Origin of the sequence: Agrobacterium sp. InxBP2 (assembly GCF_026191755.1) — a bacterium.
In the GTDB taxonomy this organism is placed as follows: domain Bacteria; phylum Pseudomonadota; class Alphaproteobacteria; order Rhizobiales; family Rhizobiaceae; genus Agrobacterium; species Agrobacterium pusense.
Genome location: NZ_JAINDY010000036.1, coordinates 15,252 through 30,902 on the forward strand (window position 1 = coordinate 15,252; position 15,651 = coordinate 30,902).

Sequence of the window (15,651 nt, forward strand, 5' to 3'; positions counted from 1 at the left end):
GAAATTCAGTTGACGTCGTCGGGCAGCACCGGCAGCGGTGCGATCTCAATGCCCTCTTCCAGCAAGGCCCTGGCGTCCTGCACCGAGGCATTGCCGATGATGCCCCGCTCGTCCGCTTCGCCATAATGGATCTTGCGGGCTTCCTCGGGAAACCTGTCGCCGACATCCTCGGCAGTGGCGCGAATATTGGCGACGGCCTCGCGGATTTTTGCAAGCGCCTCTTTTCTGGCGGCATCCATGGCGAGCGTCTGGCGTTCGTCCTTCTTGCGGGCGGTGGAAACCGACGGCGCCATCAAAAGCTTGGAGACCTGCACGGAATTGCAAACCGGGCAGGACAGGAAACCGCGCTGCAACTGATCATCGAAATCGTCGCTGCCGGCAAACCAGCCTTCGAACTCGTGGCCCTTTTCACAGGCTAGCGCATACCGGATCACGCTGCCTCACCTCCCACAGGTTTGAGTGGAATGACCGTATCCAGCCCGAACTCCCGGGAGTTGCGCAGATTGGGAATCTTTCCACGGGCGGTCGCCACCAGCGATGTATCGATCTCGGCGAAGATGATCTCCTCGCCAGCGCCGCCGGCGACTGCCAGAACCTTACCCCAGGGATCGATGATGATGGAATGACCGAATGTTTCACGCCCGTCCTCATGTACGCCCGCCTGAGCGGCGGCGATGACGAACGCGCCGTTTTCAATGGCGCGGGCGCGCAGCAGAATTTCCCAATGGGCTTCCCCGGTCTGGCGCGTGAAGGCCGCGGGAACCGTCAGGATCTCAGCGCCGGCAAGAGCTTCCGCCCGGAAAAGCTGCGGAAAACGGACGTCGTAGCAGATTGCGAAGCCGAATTTACCCAGCGGCAGCTCAACGATGCGCGCCACCTCGCCGGGCTCGTAAGCGGCGCTTTCGCGCCAGCTCTCGCCATTGTCGAGATCGACATCGAACATGTGGATCTTGTCATAGCTGCAGATGCGCGAGCCGTCCGGCGCGAAGAGGAAGCCGCGATTGGCGATCTTGCCGTCCGGGCGGGCAATAGCCGTAGAGCCCACATGGACGTGAATACCGAGTTCGCGGGCAAGGCGTGCGGCGGTCGCGACGATGATATCGCCATCATCGTCGCGCAGCTGGGCCCGCAGCGCCTGCCTGTCCTTCTGGATTGCGCCCGTCATTTCCGGGGTCTGAACATAAACAGCCCCTTCCGCCGCGGCGGCGCGCACAAGCCGATCCATATCGGCGGCATTCCTCGCCGTATCGACACCGGAGCGCATCTGAATGGCGGCAGCCTTGAAACTCATGATTTCCTCCGTCGGTCGGGTAGATCAGGCGGCCAGCATCGCGTCCAGCTTGCCGGCGCGGTCCAGAGCATGAAGATCATCGCAGCCGCCCACGTGCTGGCCATTGATGAAGATTTGCGGGAAGGTCGTTCCACCCGATTTCTCGATCATCTCCTGCCGGTATTCGGGCGTCGTCGTAGCGTTATATTCGGCATAATCCACGCCCTTGCTATCCAGCAGCGCCTTGGCGCGCGCGCAATAACCACAAAAATCCCGCGTATAGATTGTCACCGGTGCCATGTTTTCAAAGCCTCGCAAACGTGCGGTCAAGCGCACGGTTTCCTCATGTCATTATGGCTTCATATAGGACCGGAAATGGCCATTGCAAAGGTCAAAACTGTCACTTCCGCAGCACCCGCTTTTCGGAGGGCCCGGCTTGCCGCACGCACTGTCGCGCCGGTGGTGTAAACGTCATCCACCAGCACCACGTGCTTGCCTGAAACATCCGCTTCCCGACCAGGGGCGAGAGCGAAAGCGCCCCGCATATTGTCACGCCTGGCGATCGCCGAGAGCCCAACCTGCCGCTCCGTCGATTTCACCCGCAGCAGGGTGCCGGCGAGCAAAGGCTTGTCAGCCGCCCGGGCCAGATGCCGCGCAAGCTCGGCAGACTGGTTGAAACGGCGGCGTAGGAAGCGGTAGCGATGCAGAGGAACGGGCACGATGCAATCGCAGGCGCTAACCGCTCCGTCGTCTGCGCGCAGCATCCACAACGCCATCAACCGCGCAAGCTCTGTCCGGTCCTGATATTTCAGACGGTGCACCAGCTTGCGGGCGACGCCCTGATGGCTGGCGGCGGCACGCAGACGGTCGAAGGGCGGCGGGTCGGCAATGGCCTCGGCGCTGACAATGTTTTCGCCATGGTCGCGGACAAAGGGAATGCCGAGAATTTCGCAATAAGGACGCTCGATAAAAACAATGTCCCGCCAGCACTCTGCGCACAACGCTCCTTCTGCGCCGATCATGCGGGTGCAGCCGGCACAGGTCGGCGGGTAAATCATGCGGAAGACCGAACGAAACACGTCTCGCGCGACCCGCGGTACGACCGCAGATTTCGACAGCATCCCCGAAAACAGACCTTCACCAGCGCCCATGAGGTTGACTTTAGCGCCGAACGGGTGCCTTTGCGAGACAGATCATTCCGGCCGGTGCCGGAAAAGCAATGCCTGAAACGGCATGACACAGAATGCGGCCCCGCCGTACCGATGGCGCCAGAGGCCGAGCAGGCAAGACGATGGACATTCTTTTTGACCAGGCCGTGATTGAACAAAACCGTCGCCGGGCGTGGAACCGGCGCGACGACAAGGCCCTTTTTCTTCTCGACATGGCGGCTGAAGAACTGGCAGACAGGCTTGCCATTGTCGAACGCCAGTTCGAGACCGCCATCGAGCTGCATGGCGGCACCGGCGCTGCCGCCCGGCGGCTGGCCCAGACGGGAAAGGTGAATTCCATTCGCCGCATAGAGACGGAAAGCCGTTTCACCACGGATGAAAATATTCCGGAGGCGGCATCCATGGAGCATCTGCCACTGGAAGAGGCCTCCGCCAATCTCATCGTTTCACCGCTTGCCCTGCATTTGACCAACGACACGCCCGGCGCGCTGATCCAGATCCGGCGGGCATTAAAGCCGGACGGCCTGTTTCTCGGCGCGATTCCCGGCAGCGGGACGCTGCAGGAACTGCGTGACGTGTTGTTGACGGCAGAGGCGGAACTGACCGGCGGGGCAAGCCCGCGCGTCATTCCCTTCGCCGACGTGCGCGATGTCGGCGCGCTTCTGCAACGCGCCGGTTTTGCGCTTCCCGTCACCGACGCGGAAACCTACACGGTACGTTACGATTCGATTTTCCCGCTGATGCGCGACCTGCGTGCGATGGGCATGGCCAATCCGCTGGCAGGCCGTAGCAGACGACCGCTCACCCGTGCCTTTTTCATGCGGGCGGCAGAGCTTTATGCTGAACGTTATGCCGATCCGGATGGGCGCATAAGGGCGACATTCTCCGTCATCTATGTCTCGGGCTGGGCGCCGCATGAGAGCCAGCAGAAACCGCTGAAGCCCGGCTCCGCCAAAGTGCGCCTGGCGGACGCCCTGAAGACCAGGGAAGTCAAGCTATCCTGAACGCAAGAATGACCGTTTCAGAAACTGGCGAAAGTGTCGGCGATGAACTGAAACAGGGCATTGATGTTGCTGCTGATGGCGCTCGCGCCGCCGACAAGGGCGACGGAAATCACGGCCACTATCAGGCCATACTCAACGGCGCTGGCGCCGTCTTCATTCCTGCAGAAATCGATAAATGAACGCAGCACAGAATATGCCCAATCCGCCAGCCGGCAATATGACCTATTGAAGTCGGCTTATTCTAGACGGGCTATGTGAGAGATCGGTTACCGACAATGGTAAACGATCAGCAACCGCTCTCATTGCTGTAGCCCGTCACCACGCAGGGCATTTCCGGCATCGGCTGTGTTATGCTACGGCGGATGGAGTATGTCTTGCCCACATCTGTCTTCTTGATGGAGCCGGTGCTGATCATGTCGTAATTGTCGGGGAACTGCGCCACACGCGTGGAAGACTTTCCGGCGAGCATGGGTGTGATGATCAACGACAGGGCGATGACGGCCGTGCCGAAAAGCAATGCGACGTTCAGAACGCCGGTGCGACTGGATTTATCGGAATAAGAGTGACGACCTTCCACCGTCTTCCAGAAATCCTCGTTCATGACCAACCTCGTAACGCGCAGTTTACCGCTTCTTTAGCTTAACAATCTGCCAGAGGGTGCTGAACGATCTCTTAACACAGACCCGTTTTGGCACGGCAAAGCGCTGGCAACGGGGGCATTTTCACGAAGCTGTGACGGGATCATAAGCGAGGGACGCCGGCGATTGCCTGTTCTAAAGCAGATCCTGCAGGAAGGGGATCAGCGGCTCATCGGCCGGCGGCATGGGATAATCGCGCAACGCCTGCGGTTTTACCCATTTCAGCGCCTGTCCTTCCCGGCCATGCGCAATGCCCTCGTAACGACGGCACACGTAAAGCGGCATCAGAAGGTGGAATGTTTCATAAGTGTGGCTGGCAAATGTCAAAGGCGCAAGGCAGGCGATCTTGGTTTTGATACCCAGCTCCTCGTCCAGTTCGCGCACGAGAGTTTCCTCGGGCGTCTCGCCCTGCTCCACCTTGCCGCCCGGAAACTCCCACAGGCCCGCGAGCGACTTGCCCTCCGGACGTTGCGCCAGAAGAATGCGGCCATCCTGATCGAGAAGGGCGCAGGCGGCGACCAGCAGGATTTTTTTGCCGGCCTCGCTCATTCTCCTGAACCCTTGCGCCAATAGCGATAGCGATAGGCCTCGGAGAAGCCGAATTTCTCATAAAGTGCGATTGCCGGCGCATTGGCGGCTTCAACCTGCAGCCACGCGCTTTTTGCGCCGCTGATCCTGGCCCAGCGCAGTGCGGATGACAGGACTTGCGTACCGAGGCCCTTCTTACGCTGCGACTTTTCGACATCGAGGGAAAGGATGCCGGCAAGATCGTTGTCCTGCACGCAGATGACGGTTGCGAGCGGATTGCCTTCCACTTCCTCATTGATGAAGAGACCGAGCGTCGGCTTGATGGAACTGACGATTTCAGCAATTGCCGGGCGCAGCGCCGGATCGCCATCGCTCACCTTGATGCTCGCCTCTACAAAACGGCCGATATCGTGGCTCGGAAGGCTGACCAGCGTTTCCGGCAACTCCATGTCGGAAAGATCGGCAGTCATGACCACAACCTCTTCGAACATCGACCAGCCGTCATTGACCAGAAATTCCACAAGCTGCGGCGGCATCAGCGTCGTTTCGCGCACCACCAGCGGCCGGCCGAAATCATCGAAACGCTTACGCGCCTTTTCCAGCCGCACCGCGCTGTTTCCGTAATCGGACGGATCGAGCGGCACTACGCAGTTGATACGCTTGGAGGGATGCGAACCCGTGAGACGAATTTGCCAGCTGCCGTCATAAATAACCGACGAGGCTGGCCACGCCCGGAAGCTGACGGCTTCCAGACGGCGAACCAGCGGCAGATTGACGGCCTTGTTGTCCTGCATTCTCTTCGGCTCCAACGGTCAGCTCCGGTAGTCGCCGTTGATCGCAACATATTCTTTCGTCAGGTCACAGGTCCAGACCGTGGCCGTTCCCTGACCGAGGCCGATATCGACCTTTACCGTGATGTCTTCCAGTTTCATGACGGCACTGGTTTCCGCTTCGGAATAGTTCGGGTCGCGTTCGCCGTTGACGGCCACGCGCACGCCGCCGAACCAGATGGCAAGACGGTCGCGGTCCGCCATTTCGCCTGATTTGCCGACGGCCATGACGACACGGCCCCAATTGGCGTCCTCACCGGCAACCGCGGTCTTCACCAGCGGTGAATTGGCGATGGAAAGGGCGATCTTCTTGGCGGCGGCGTCGTTTTCCGCTCCTGTCACGGTAACTTCCACCATCTTGCGCGCGCCTTCGCCATCACGAACGACCTGCAAGGCAAGGTCCTTCAGAAGATCGTTCAGCGCAGCGCGGAAGCCGGAAAGGCGCTCATCATCGGCATTCGTCACTTTCACCTGGCCGTCTTCGGCCGCAGCGCCCGTGGCGAACAGCATCAACGTATCGGAGGTGGAGGTATCGCTGTCGACCGTTACGGAATTGAAGGTCGGGCCAACGCCGGCCGACAACAGGGCCTGCAACGCGGCAGGCTCAATATCCGCATCCGTCACAACGAAGGAAAGCATCGTCGCCATATCGGGCGCGATCATGCCGGCGCCCTTCGCGATACCGTTGATCGTCACGATCACGCCACCGATCTCGGCGGTGCGGCTGGCGACCTTCGGATAGGTGTCGGTCGTCATGATCGCCTTGGCGGCTTCCTGCCAGAAATCGGCTTCTGCCCGAACATTCATGTCACCCAGGACACCGGCGAATTTCGAGGCATCCAGCGGTTCCCCAATCACGCCCGTCGATGCCAGAAAGACCTCTCTTTCGGAGCAGCCGATGGCAGCTGCGGCGGATTTCGCCGTCAGCTCGGTCGCGGCCTTGCCCTTGAGGCCGGTAAAGGCATTGGCATTGCCGGAATTAACCACCACGGCGCGCGCCGCGCCGCCGCCGAGATTGGCGCGGCAGAAATCAACCGGGGCGGAAGGGCATTTCGACTTGGTGAAGACGCCCGCAACGCTTGCAGGCTTGTCGAAAACCATCAAGAGAACGTCCGTGCGGTTCTTGTACTTGATGCCGGCGGCGGCCGTCGCCATGCGAACGCCGCGGAGCGCAGGCATGTCAGGATAGGATTTCGGAGCGAGCGGAGAAACGGCAACGGACATGGGAAGCGCCTGAAATTCTGGAATGGATGTCTGGAGATGGCCTGAGATGAAACGGGGCGGCCGTTAAGCCGCCCCGTAATCCGAAATTTTACTGCTGCGGCTGTGCCTGCTGTTCCTTCGTGGCTTCGTCATAGCCCTTCTTCAGCGTCTCATCCATGATTTCGATCTTCTGGTCAGCCTTGGCCTTCTCGATGAGGGCAACGTACTTGTCGCGCATGACAAGCTGACGAACCTGCGGCTCGACCTGCTCGAAAGCCGGCGGCGGCGCAATGCGCTTGTCTTCCAGCTTGATGACGTGGAAGCCGAACTGGGTCTTCACAGGCGTTTTGGTGTAGGCGCCCTTTTCGAGGCCGAAGGCGGCTTCTTCGAATTCCGGAACCATGCGGCCCTTGCCGAACCAACCGAGATCACCACCGTCATCCTTGTTGGAATCGGTGGATTTTTCCTTGGCGAGGGCTGCGAAATCCTTGCCCGAATCAAGCTGCTTGATGATGTCCTTGGCTTCGTCCTCGCTGGCGACGAGGATGTGAGCTGCCTTGATCTCTTCTTCCTGCGGCAGGGCTGCGACTTCCTTGTCGTAGCGGGCCTTTACTTCGTCATTGGTGACGGCGTCGACCACGTGCTTGCGGAAATACGCGTTGTGCAGCTCACGGTCCTGAATGAATTCCATGCGCTTCTTGAAATCTTCAGTCTTTTCCAGACCTTCGGCGCTGGCGTTCTTGACGAGAAGCTTGACATCGATCGCGCCGGAAAGGGCTGCGACCTTCTTCTGCTCGTCGGGAAGCTGCGCGAGTTGCGGATCGAGGTTGCTCATGGCGAGGTCGAGTTCGGACTGGTGGATTTCCAGATCGCCGACCTTGGCGACGACCTTGTCTTCCTGTGCGAAAGCCGGAAGCTGGAGGCCGAGCGTGGCCACAATCACCGCAGCCGCAATTTTATTATAGCGCAACATTTTGAACCTTTCGGGGACAATGCCGGCTCCAGACATGGTTTCCGGCTCTGAAAAAACTTCCAAACACCGGAATGTGGCCATTCTGTAACGGGCAGAACCGTTGACATCATTTGCCCCCCCTCTTATCTGTCACGCAACCTCGCGTCCAGATACGTTGAAGGGCGAAGTCCGTCATTTGTGCTGAAAACAGCGTGACGGAGCAAAGCGCCCGGCAAAACGGAATTTCAGAAAGGGCCAGTAAGATGGTCAGTCTCGGCGGAATAGCCCGCAAGTTGTTCGGTTCGGCAAATGATCGCCGCGTCCGCTCTTATAAAAGCAAGATCGCAGCCATCAATGCGCTGGAAGAAGCCACCAAGGCGCTCTCCGACGAAGCGCTGGCGGCCAAGACCGCCGAGTTCCGCCAGCAGCTGGCAGACGGCAAGACACTCGACGACCTGCTGATCCCGGCCTTTGCCGTGGCCCGCGAAGCATCGCGCCGCGTTCTCGGCATGCGTCCCTTCGACGTGCAGCTGACAGGCGGCATGATCCTGCACGGCGGCGCCATCGCCGAGATGAAAACGGGTGAAGGCAAGACGCTGGTGGCCACTCTTGCGGTGTACCTCAACGCGCTCGCCGGCAAGGGCGTGCACGTCGTCACCGTCAACGACTACCTCGCCCAGCGCGACGCCGCCACGATGAGCCGGCTCTATCGCTTCCTCGGCCTCACCACCGGCGTCATCGTTCATGGCCTTGACGACGACCAGCGCCGAGAGGCCTATGCCTGCGACATCACCTACGCGACGAATAACGAGCTCGGCTTCGATTACCTGCGCGACAACATGAAATATGACCGCGCCCAGATGGTTCAGCGCGGCCACAACTACGCAATCGTCGACGAAGTCGACTCGATCCTGGTCGATGAGGCGCGCACGCCGCTCATCATTTCCGGGCCGCTGGACGACCGTTCCGATCTCTACAATACCATCGACGCCTTCATTCCGCTCTTGACGCCGGAAGATTACGAAATCGATGAGAAGCAGCGCTCGGCCAACTTCTCCGAAGAAGGCACCGAAAAGCTCGAAAACCTGCTGCGGCAGGCGGGGCTGCTCAAGGGCGAATCGCTTTACGACGTCGAGAACGTCGCGATCGTCCACCACATCAACAATGCGCTGAAGGCCCACAAGCTCTTCACCCGCGACAAGGACTACATCGTCCGCAATGACGAAATCGTCATCATTGACGAATTTACCGGTCGCATGATGCCGGGCCGTCGTTATTCCGAAGGTCAGCACCAGGCTCTCGAAGCCAAGGAAAAGGTACAGATCCAGCCGGAAAACCAGACGCTGTCCTCCGTCACCTTCCAGAATTATTTCCGCATGTATGAAAAGCTGGCCGGCATGACGGGTACGGCAGCGACGGAAGCGGAAGAATTCGGCAACATCTACGGCCTCGATGTCATCGAGGTGCCGACAAACCTGCCGATCCAGCGTATCGACGAAGACGACGAGGTTTATCGCACCGGCGAAGAGAAATTCCAGGCGATCATTACCGAGATCAAGGCAGCGCATGAGCGCGGCCAGCCGGTTCTGGTGGGCACGACGTCGATTGAAAAATCCGAGCTTCTGGCACATCTCCTGCGCCAGTCCGGTTTCTCCGACTTCCAGGTTCTGAACGCCCGTTACCACGAGCAGGAAGCTTATATCGTCTCGCAGGCCGGTGTGCCGGGCGCCGTGACCATCGCCACCAACATGGCGGGCCGCGGTACCGACATCCAGCTTGGCGGCAATGTCGAGATGCGTCTGGAGCGCGAGCTGGAAGGCATGGAGCCGGGTCCGGAGCGCGATGCGAAGGAACAGGCGATTCGCGCCGAAATCAAGGTGCTCAAGGAAAAGGCGCTGGCCGCCGGCGGCCTCTACGTCATCGCCACCGAACGCCATGAAAGCCGCCGTATCGACAACCAGCTGCGTGGCCGTTCCGGCCGTCAGGGCGACCCGGGCCGCTCGAAATTCTACCTCTCGCTTCAGGACGACCTGATGCGCATCTTCGGTTCCGAGCGTATGGACTCGATGCTGCAGAAGCTGGGTCTCAAGGAAGGCGAGGCCATCGTCCATCCGTGGATCAACAAGGCGCTGGAACGCGCCCAGAAGAAGGTCGAAGCCCGCAACTTCGAGACCCGCAAGAACCTTCTGAAATATGACGACGTGCTGAACGATCAGCGCAAGGTGATCTTCGATCAGCGCCTTGAGTTGATGGAAGCCGATAATATCGGCGAAACCGCAGCCGATATGCGTCACGAAGTCATCGAAATGCTCGTCACCAAGCATATTCCCGAAAATGCCTATGCCGAACAGTGGGATATTGCAGGCCTGAAGGCCGGCATCGCCCAGTTCCTCAACCTCGACCTGCCGGTGGAAGAGTGGGCCAAGGAAGAAGGCATCGCCGAGGACGATATTCTCCAGCGCGTCACCGAGGCGGCCGACAAATACGCCGCCGAGCGTGCGGAACGTTTCGGCCCCGAGATCATGACCTATGTGGAACGCTCGGTCATTCTCCAGACGATCGACCATCTGTGGCGCGAGCATATCGTCAACCTCGACCATCTCCGCTCCGTCGTCGGTTTCCGCGGTTATGCGCAACGCGACCCGCTGCAGGAGTACAAGGCGGAAGCCTTCGAACTCTTCCAGGCGCTGCTCGCCAATCTGCGCGAAGCCGTGACCGCCCAGCTGATGCGTGTGGAACTGGTTCAGCAGGAGTCGCAGCAGCCGGAACTGCCGGAAATGACTGCCCATCACCTTGACCCGAACACGGGCGAGGATGAAATGGCTCAGGGCTTGCAGGCGACGCCTGCCGCCTTCGTGCCGGCCGAGGAGCGCGATCCGAACAACCCCGCCACCTGGGGCCGTATCGGCCGCAATGAAATGTGCCCCTGCGGATCCGGCAAGAAATACAAGCACTGCCACGGCGTTTACGAACAGGCCTGAACGCCGCGCATATCCGATGAAGACCATCGCCCGTAACCCAGGTTGCGGGCGATTTTCTTTGCGCAATTCATTGTTGTTGACGGGCATAATGGGTTTCAATATGGGAGCCGGATCATCCTCCGGAAAATGCTGCCATGGCCCCTCGCGATCTTGCCGCCTATGTTTTTCTCGCACTCGCATGGGGCGCGTCCTTCCTCCTGCTTCTACAGGTTGTGGATGCATTCGGCTGGATCGGCGCAGTGACGTTGCGGTCACTGGTGACCGCCACCACTCTTTTCCTGATCGCGAGAACTGCGCGACGCAAACTGGCGTTTTCGGCAAGCTGGCAAGCCTTTGCCATTGTGGGCGCAACCACCGTTGCCGGCCAGTTAATCGGCCTTTCTTATGGCACGCCGCTTGTCGGGACCGCCATGGCCGCAATATTGGTCGCGACCATCCCGCTTTTTTCCATGCTCATCTCGCAGGTCTGGGGGTTGGAGCGACTGACGAGGCAAGGTGTCGTGGGGCTGGTTTTGGGCTTCGGCGGCATTGTGCTGCTCGTGGGTTTTCCCGCCGTACCCGTCACGACCGGCTTTGTCATCGGCTGCATTGCCTGTGTCGCCGCCTGCATCTGCGCGGCCTTCGGCAGCAATTATGCCAGCCGGTATCTCAAAGGCGTGGGTTCATGGGAAATTACCATCGGCTCATTCATGACCGGTGGCATCATGACGCTGCCACTGCTGCTGGCAGTTCCGATTCCCCGCATTCCCGCGCCGATCGACTATCTATACCTGCTCATCCAGGCCATCGTCATGAGCGGCCTCACCTACATAACCTATTTTCGCCTCGTCTCCGTGATCGGCGCGACAAAGGCCATCAGTGTGGAGTTTGCGGTCACCGTTGTGGCGGTGCTTATCGGCGCCCTCGTGCTGGATGAGCCGCTGTCGCTGCCTCAGCTCTTCGGCGCGGGCATCATTATCCTCGGCTGCGCGCTGGTGCTCGATCTTCTACCCAAAAAGAAGGCTCCGCCCACACCGGCCGGCGCATGAAGGGTTTGTTAGCGTTTTCCACCAATAGTCGTGTCGGCTACCGCAGATCACGCGTGATCGCATGTGCGACGCGAGGAGAAAATGCAACCGAGCAGCTCAGATTATGAACATTACTGGGACCCGTTGCGAGCGCTTCTGATGCTGCTCGGCATTCCCTATCATGCCTCACTGCTCTATAGCTACGCCCTGCCCTGGGACATCAAGGATTTTGAGACCAGCACGCTCCTGACCGCGCTCGGTGCCGGGCTCGTCACCTTCCGAATGCCGGCGTTTTTTCTGGTCGCCGGGTATTTTTCCACCATGGTTATCGGCAAAAAAGGCAAAATGCCTTGGCTCAGACAACGTTTCCTCCGCCTCGGCGTGCCCTTCGTCGTGACGCTCGTTCTGCTCGGGCCGCTGCAGCTTTTACTGTTGCGACTGGCCGGTATCGCCAAAGGCGAGATTTCAGCCGAAGGACTGATTGAGAGCCTGCCGGGTCTGCTGCGCCCGAGTGAACAATGGATCATGCATCTGTGGTTCCTGCCCGCTCTCATCGCCTATTCCGTGGTGCTTGCCGCTCTCTTGTATCTTCTGGAACGTCCGCCTTTTGCGCGCGCAGTAGACAGGCTCGACAGCCTGCGGCGGCGACATGCCGGGGTGTTTTTCGCCGCACTCTGCATCTTGCCCATTTTATGGGAGTTGGCGATATATGGTTCCAGCCTGATTGCGGCAGAAACCGAAAGCAGCCTGCTTTCTCTCTATGAGCGCGCTTCCGACCCCTATGGGCGCTATGTGCCCTTCTTCCTTGTCGGAGCCCTGCTCCACCGCGACCGGACCCTCTTTCACCGCTTTCGCCGGACCGGTATTCTCACGGCAATCGTAGCGACGGCCGCCATTGCGGCGGCAGTGACACTCAGGCTGCAAAGCCCGTTTTCGAATTCAGCCCTGCTCGTGCTGGTGTCGGCAATTGCCGCAGTAACGGTGAGCCGCCTGCTGATCGACCTCGCCTGCCGGTATTTCGACCGGCCAAGCCGGTTTGCCAGACGGATGACGGATGCGTCCTTCACTATCTATCTGTTTCACCACCCGCTGATTTACGTTCTGGGTACGCTTTTTATTCTCATCTCCCTGCCGCCCCTCGTTGAATTCACCATCATCGTCGCAGCCACGACCATCACGGCTTACTCTCTGCATCAGGCGATACGCCGCAGCCCGTTGGCTCTGTTTCTCTTCAACGGCATCCGCAAGCCGCGGGAAGCGGGTGACATCAGGACAGGCGCAGCCGCCTCCCAAACGCTTCGTTAAGGATGAAGGGCTTACAATCGGCCTGCCCATTCAACTGGAAATAATGGCGTGTGGATCATGGCTATCCTCAGCACGGCGGAAAAAGCCTTACCCGCAGGCCTGCGCGCGAAGATTTCGCCGCTGGGCGATAAAATCGCCCTCATTGTCTCCGCGAGGGACGAGGTTGCCCGGGCACAGCGCATGGCGCTCGTCGCCTTCGCGGTGCGCATCGTCAGCGCCGGCATCGCCTTCATATCGCAGATCATCCTTGCCCGCCTTATGGGCGAGTTCGAATATGGCCTCTTCGCCTTCGTGTGGGTTCTGGTAATCCTGTTCGGCAATCTTTCCTGTCTCGGCTTCCACACCACTGTCATCCGCTTCCTGCCCGGCTACCGTCTGGAAGATGCCCATGACAAGATCATGGGGCTAACCTCGACGGCCCGCGTATTCGCCATGCTGTCTGCCAGCACGCTGGCGCTTTGCGGTTTCATCTTTCTGTATTTCTTTGGCGAGCGCGTCGCCGCCTATTATCTCATTCCTGTCTCGCTGGCGCTTTTCACCCTACCGATGGTGGCTCTGGGCGATGTGTTGAACGGCACGGCGCGGGCCAATGGCTGGGCCATCTCCGCCCTTAGCCCCACCTATATCGTACGTCCCGTACTGATCCTCCTGTTCATGCTGGTGGCCATTGCCCTGGGAGCCGAAAAGACTGCGACGACGGCCATGCTGACGGCACTTTTCGCAACTTATGTCACCACCATTTTTCACTTCGTCTTCCTGAACCGCCGGCTCAACCGACATTTCCGCAGCGTCACCCGAAGGGTTCATTTTCGTCACTGGATCAGGTTTGCCTTTCCGGTCTTTCTGATCGACGGCATCGGTTTTCTGATGACCAATTCCGATGTGGTGATCGTCGGCCTTTATCTGCCGCCGGATCAGGTCGGCATCTATTTCGCCGCGGCGAAAACCATCGTGTTGATGCAGTTCGTGTTTTTCTCCGTCCAGGCGGCGGCCGCACCACGTCTCGCGGCGCTGATTTCGGCTAATGACAGGCCGGGGCTTGCGAGCTTCGCCAGCCAGGCCGCACGTTGGGCCTTCTGGCCGTCTCTCGCCGTTGGCAGCGTGGTGCTTCTGGCCGGGCCATTCCTGCTGTCGCTGTTCGGTCCTGGCTTCGTGGAGGGTTACGAGCTGATGTTCTTCCTGTTTGCGGGGTTCCTGGCAAAAGCGCTCATCGGCCCCGGAGAGACGCTGCTGAATATGGCCGGCAAACAAAAATTGTGCGTGATGCTTTATATTATCATCTTCGGTTGCAACATTGCACTCAACATGGCGCTCATTCCGGTCTATGGTCTGAAAGGCGCCGCCGCAGCGGTGGCGATAGCCATGTCCATAGAGGCTGTGCTATTGCATGTTGCCATACGCCGTACACTCGGGATCGTCCTTTTTGCCTTCAACGACCCCCGGGCGAGTCAAAACACTGGTAAGGCGGTGTAACGATAAGCATGTCCAGCGATCCAAAGAATCCGGATTTTCAGGACCCGCGCATCGCGGCGCTCATGGCGTCTGCGGAGCGTGATCGCCCGGTGGCGGACAGCAGCCGGCGTGTGGGCCGGGAAGGCCGTGAATTCTGCATCTATCCGGGGCAGCTCGGTTACGACATGCAGGAGGAACTCGACTTTCTCTCCAACCGCGTCATGGAGGCAAACGTCTTTTTCACCGGCCGGCTTCTTGCTCCGGCCATGCCGCGTATCGACGACAAGACCGTGCGCTTCGCACTCATTCGCGATGAGAATGGCGCCCGAAGCCGCATGCGGTTTCTGATGCCTTTTACCGTTGAAAAGCCGGGTTTTTCCATCGGTCCTTCCATTATTCGCGTCTGGGCCAATCCTTTCGGGCCGCTCGGGACGCCGCTGGTGGATACCGAAGGGGCGGCCGAGACCCTCGATAACCTTTTCGACGCCCTTTCCGACCGGGACATGCGGCTGCCGAATGTTCTGGTTCTGCCGGATGTGCGGCTGGAGGGACCTTTTGCCCGCATGTTCCGAGCCATCGCGCTCAGCCGCAACCTGCCGGTGACGACGACGGGTCATTATCACCGGCCGATGCTGGAAAGCCTGCTTGATGGCCAGGCTTATCTGCAAAAAGCCCTTGCCCCGCATCATTTGCGGGAAATGCGCCGGCAGTGGCGACAGCTCGAGCGGTTGGGCGCGTTATCCTACACTGTCGCGCGCCAGCCGAAGGATATACGCTACCGCATGGAGGAGTTTCTGGCGCTGGAGGCAAGCGGCTGGAAGGGCCGCAAACGCACCGCGCTGGTCAACGACCGGTATCGCGCGGCCTTCGCCCGCGAGGCGATCACCAACCTGGCCGAAGCCGATGCCGTGCGTATCCACACCATCGATCTCAACGGAAGCGCCATTGCCTCCATGATCGTCTTCATCACCGCCGGCGAGGCCTATACGTGGAAGACCGCCTTTGACGAGAATTACGCGCAATTCTCGCCCGGCAAGCTCCTGGTACAGAAACTGACCGACTGGCATCTGGACGACGCCAATATTCTCCGCAGTGACAGCTGCGCCGTGCCCGATCATCCTGTCATGAGCCGCTTCTGGCAGGAACGGCAGGAAATGGGCACGCTTGTCGTGGGGCTCACCCAGAACAGTGACAGGGACGTTCGACAGGTTTCCACGCAGGTGGACATGTATCGCAACACCCGTAACCTCGCCCGCAGCCTGCGGCAGAAAATCCTGTCCTTTGGTCGCAAGGGCAACTGAGGCCGGAGGAC

Annotated in this window: 16 protein-coding genes; 6 read left to right on the plus strand and 10 right to left on the minus strand. The window is 59.7% G+C overall.

Annotated elements, in window-relative coordinates:
* Window positions 1–5 precede the first annotated feature (5 nt).
* The 4 genes from K7A42_RS24275 to K7A42_RS24290 are packed head-to-tail and all read right to left on the minus strand — an operon-like array spanning window position 6 to window position 2,421.
* Complete coding sequence (locus K7A42_RS24275) at window positions 6–434, minus strand: DUF1178 family protein (RefSeq protein ID WP_035211660.1); 429 nt, start codon at window positions 432–434, stop codon at window positions 6–8.
* Window positions 431–1,291 (minus strand): carbon-nitrogen hydrolase family protein, encoded by an 861-nt coding sequence (locus tag K7A42_RS24280; protein ID WP_034497116.1) that lies wholly within the window; start codon window positions 1,289–1,291, stop codon window positions 431–433. The genes K7A42_RS24275 and K7A42_RS24280 overlap by 4 nt, the downstream gene beginning before the upstream one ends.
* A 24-nt stretch (window positions 1,292–1,315) precedes the next feature.
* Window positions 1,316–1,570, minus strand: a complete 255-nt coding sequence (gene grxC, locus K7A42_RS24285) for a glutaredoxin 3 (RefSeq protein ID WP_003585640.1) — start codon at window positions 1,568–1,570, stop codon at window positions 1,316–1,318.
* Window positions 1,571–1,629: 59 nt separating this feature from the next.
* On the minus strand, window positions 1,630–2,421 hold the full coding sequence (locus K7A42_RS24290; RefSeq protein ID WP_006698495.1) for a ComF family protein: 792 nt from the start codon (window positions 2,419–2,421) through the stop codon (window positions 1,630–1,632).
* Window positions 2,422–2,561: 140 nt separating this feature from the next.
* On the opposite strand from K7A42_RS24290, the gene K7A42_RS24295 reads away from it, so the two are divergent.
* Window positions 2,562–3,443, plus strand: a complete 882-nt coding sequence (locus tag K7A42_RS24295; RefSeq protein ID WP_037093261.1) for a methyltransferase domain-containing protein — start codon at window positions 2,562–2,564, stop codon at window positions 3,441–3,443.
* Between the two features lie 17 nt (window positions 3,444–3,460).
* Here the strand turns inward: K7A42_RS24295 and K7A42_RS24300 are convergent, their stop codons facing one another.
* The 6 genes from K7A42_RS24300 to K7A42_RS24325 all read right to left on the minus strand — a co-directional run bounded on the left by K7A42_RS24300 (window position 3,461) and on the right by K7A42_RS24325 (window position 7,615).
* Window positions 3,461–3,631, minus strand: a complete 171-nt coding sequence (locus K7A42_RS24300; RefSeq protein ID WP_006698497.1) for a Flp family type IVb pilin — start codon at window positions 3,629–3,631, stop codon at window positions 3,461–3,463.
* A gap of 98 nt (window positions 3,632–3,729) precedes the next feature.
* Window positions 3,730–4,044, minus strand: coding sequence for a hypothetical protein (locus K7A42_RS24305; protein WP_003585635.1), 315 nt, complete (start codon window positions 4,042–4,044; stop codon window positions 3,730–3,732).
* Between the two features lie 172 nt (window positions 4,045–4,216).
* The gene (gene mutT / locus K7A42_RS24310; protein WP_003585633.1) at window positions 4,217–4,630 is read right to left on the minus strand and encodes an 8-oxo-dGTP diphosphatase MutT; all 414 of its coding nucleotides are present in this window, start codon (window positions 4,628–4,630) and stop codon (window positions 4,217–4,219) included.
* Window positions 4,627–5,403 (minus strand): GNAT family N-acetyltransferase, encoded by a 777-nt coding sequence (locus K7A42_RS24315; protein ID WP_282456041.1) that lies wholly within the window; start codon window positions 5,401–5,403, stop codon window positions 4,627–4,629. The genes mutT and K7A42_RS24315 overlap by 4 nt, the downstream gene beginning before the upstream one ends.
* 18 nt (window positions 5,404–5,421) lie before the next feature.
* Window positions 5,422–6,663, minus strand: a complete 1,242-nt coding sequence (argJ, locus tag K7A42_RS24320) for a bifunctional glutamate N-acetyltransferase/amino-acid acetyltransferase ArgJ (RefSeq protein ID WP_022562956.1) — start codon at window positions 6,661–6,663, stop codon at window positions 5,422–5,424.
* 88 nt (window positions 6,664–6,751) lie between these two features.
* Complete coding sequence (locus K7A42_RS24325; RefSeq protein WP_035211677.1) at window positions 6,752–7,615, minus strand: peptidylprolyl isomerase; 864 nt, start codon at window positions 7,613–7,615, stop codon at window positions 6,752–6,754.
* A 242-nt stretch (window positions 7,616–7,857) separates the two neighbouring features.
* On the opposite strand from K7A42_RS24325, the gene secA reads away from it, so the two are divergent.
* The 5 genes from secA (at window position 7,858) to K7A42_RS24350 (ending at window position 15,640) form a co-directional block, all read left to right on the plus strand.
* Window positions 7,858–10,575 (plus strand): preprotein translocase subunit SecA, encoded by a 2,718-nt coding sequence (secA, locus tag K7A42_RS24330; RefSeq protein WP_282456042.1) that lies wholly within the window; start codon window positions 7,858–7,860, stop codon window positions 10,573–10,575.
* Between the two features lie 134 nt (window positions 10,576–10,709).
* Entirely contained in the window at window positions 10,710–11,603 is an 894-nt protein-coding gene (locus K7A42_RS24335; protein ID WP_003585624.1) for a DMT family transporter, read from the plus strand.
* An 81-nt stretch (window positions 11,604–11,684) separates the two neighbouring features.
* The gene (locus K7A42_RS24340; RefSeq protein ID WP_282456043.1) at window positions 11,685–12,887 is read left to right on the plus strand and encodes an acyltransferase family protein; all 1,203 of its coding nucleotides are present in this window, start codon (window positions 11,685–11,687) and stop codon (window positions 12,885–12,887) included.
* 57 nt (window positions 12,888–12,944) lie between these two features.
* Entirely contained in the window at window positions 12,945–14,360 is a 1,416-nt protein-coding gene (uppV, locus tag K7A42_RS24345; protein ID WP_107339425.1) for a Wzx-type polysaccharide biosynthesis protein UppV, read from the plus strand.
* Between the two features lie 8 nt (window positions 14,361–14,368).
* Window positions 14,369–15,640, plus strand: a complete 1,272-nt coding sequence (locus K7A42_RS24350) for a GNAT family N-acetyltransferase (protein WP_003585618.1) — start codon at window positions 14,369–14,371, stop codon at window positions 15,638–15,640.
* Window positions 15,641–15,651: the final 11 nt, after the last annotated feature.

Bases quoted from the DNA above. Each gene is read 5' to 3' on its own strand.
- grxC (WP_003585640.1), bottom strand. From the start codon at position 1,570: ATGGCACCGGTGACAATCTATACGCGGGATTTTTGTGGTTATTGCGCG.
- uppV (WP_107339425.1), top strand. From the start codon at position 12,945: ATGGCTATCCTCAGCACGGCGGAAAAAGCCTTACCCGCAGGCCTGCGC.
- K7A42_RS24340 (WP_282456043.1), top strand. From the start codon at position 11,685: ATGCAACCGAGCAGCTCAGATTATGAACATTACTGGGACCCGTTGCGA.
- argJ (WP_022562956.1), bottom strand. From the start codon at position 6,663: ATGTCCGTTGCCGTTTCTCCGCTCGCTCCGAAATCCTATCCTGACATG.
- K7A42_RS24295 (WP_037093261.1), top strand. From the start codon at position 2,562: ATGGACATTCTTTTTGACCAGGCCGTGATTGAACAAAACCGTCGCCGG.
- mutT (WP_003585633.1), bottom strand. From the start codon at position 4,630: ATGAGCGAGGCCGGCAAAAAAATCCTGCTGGTCGCCGCCTGCGCCCTT.
- K7A42_RS24350 (WP_003585618.1), top strand. From the start codon at position 14,369: ATGTCCAGCGATCCAAAGAATCCGGATTTTCAGGACCCGCGCATCGCG.
- K7A42_RS24290 (WP_006698495.1), bottom strand. From the start codon at position 2,421: ATGGGCGCTGGTGAAGGTCTGTTTTCGGGGATGCTGTCGAAATCTGCG.
- K7A42_RS24305 (WP_003585635.1), bottom strand. From the start codon at position 4,044: ATGAACGAGGATTTCTGGAAGACGGTGGAAGGTCGTCACTCTTATTCC.
- K7A42_RS24335 (WP_003585624.1), top strand. From the start codon at position 10,710: ATGGCCCCTCGCGATCTTGCCGCCTATGTTTTTCTCGCACTCGCATGG.
- K7A42_RS24280 (WP_034497116.1), bottom strand. From the start codon at position 1,291: ATGAGTTTCAAGGCTGCCGCCATTCAGATGCGCTCCGGTGTCGATACG.
- K7A42_RS24315 (WP_282456041.1), bottom strand. From the start codon at position 5,403: ATGCAGGACAACAAGGCCGTCAATCTGCCGCTGGTTCGCCGTCTGGAA.
- K7A42_RS24325 (WP_035211677.1), bottom strand. From the start codon at position 7,615: ATGTTGCGCTATAATAAAATTGCGGCTGCGGTGATTGTGGCCACGCTC.
- secA (WP_282456042.1), top strand. From the start codon at position 7,858: ATGGTCAGTCTCGGCGGAATAGCCCGCAAGTTGTTCGGTTCGGCAAAT.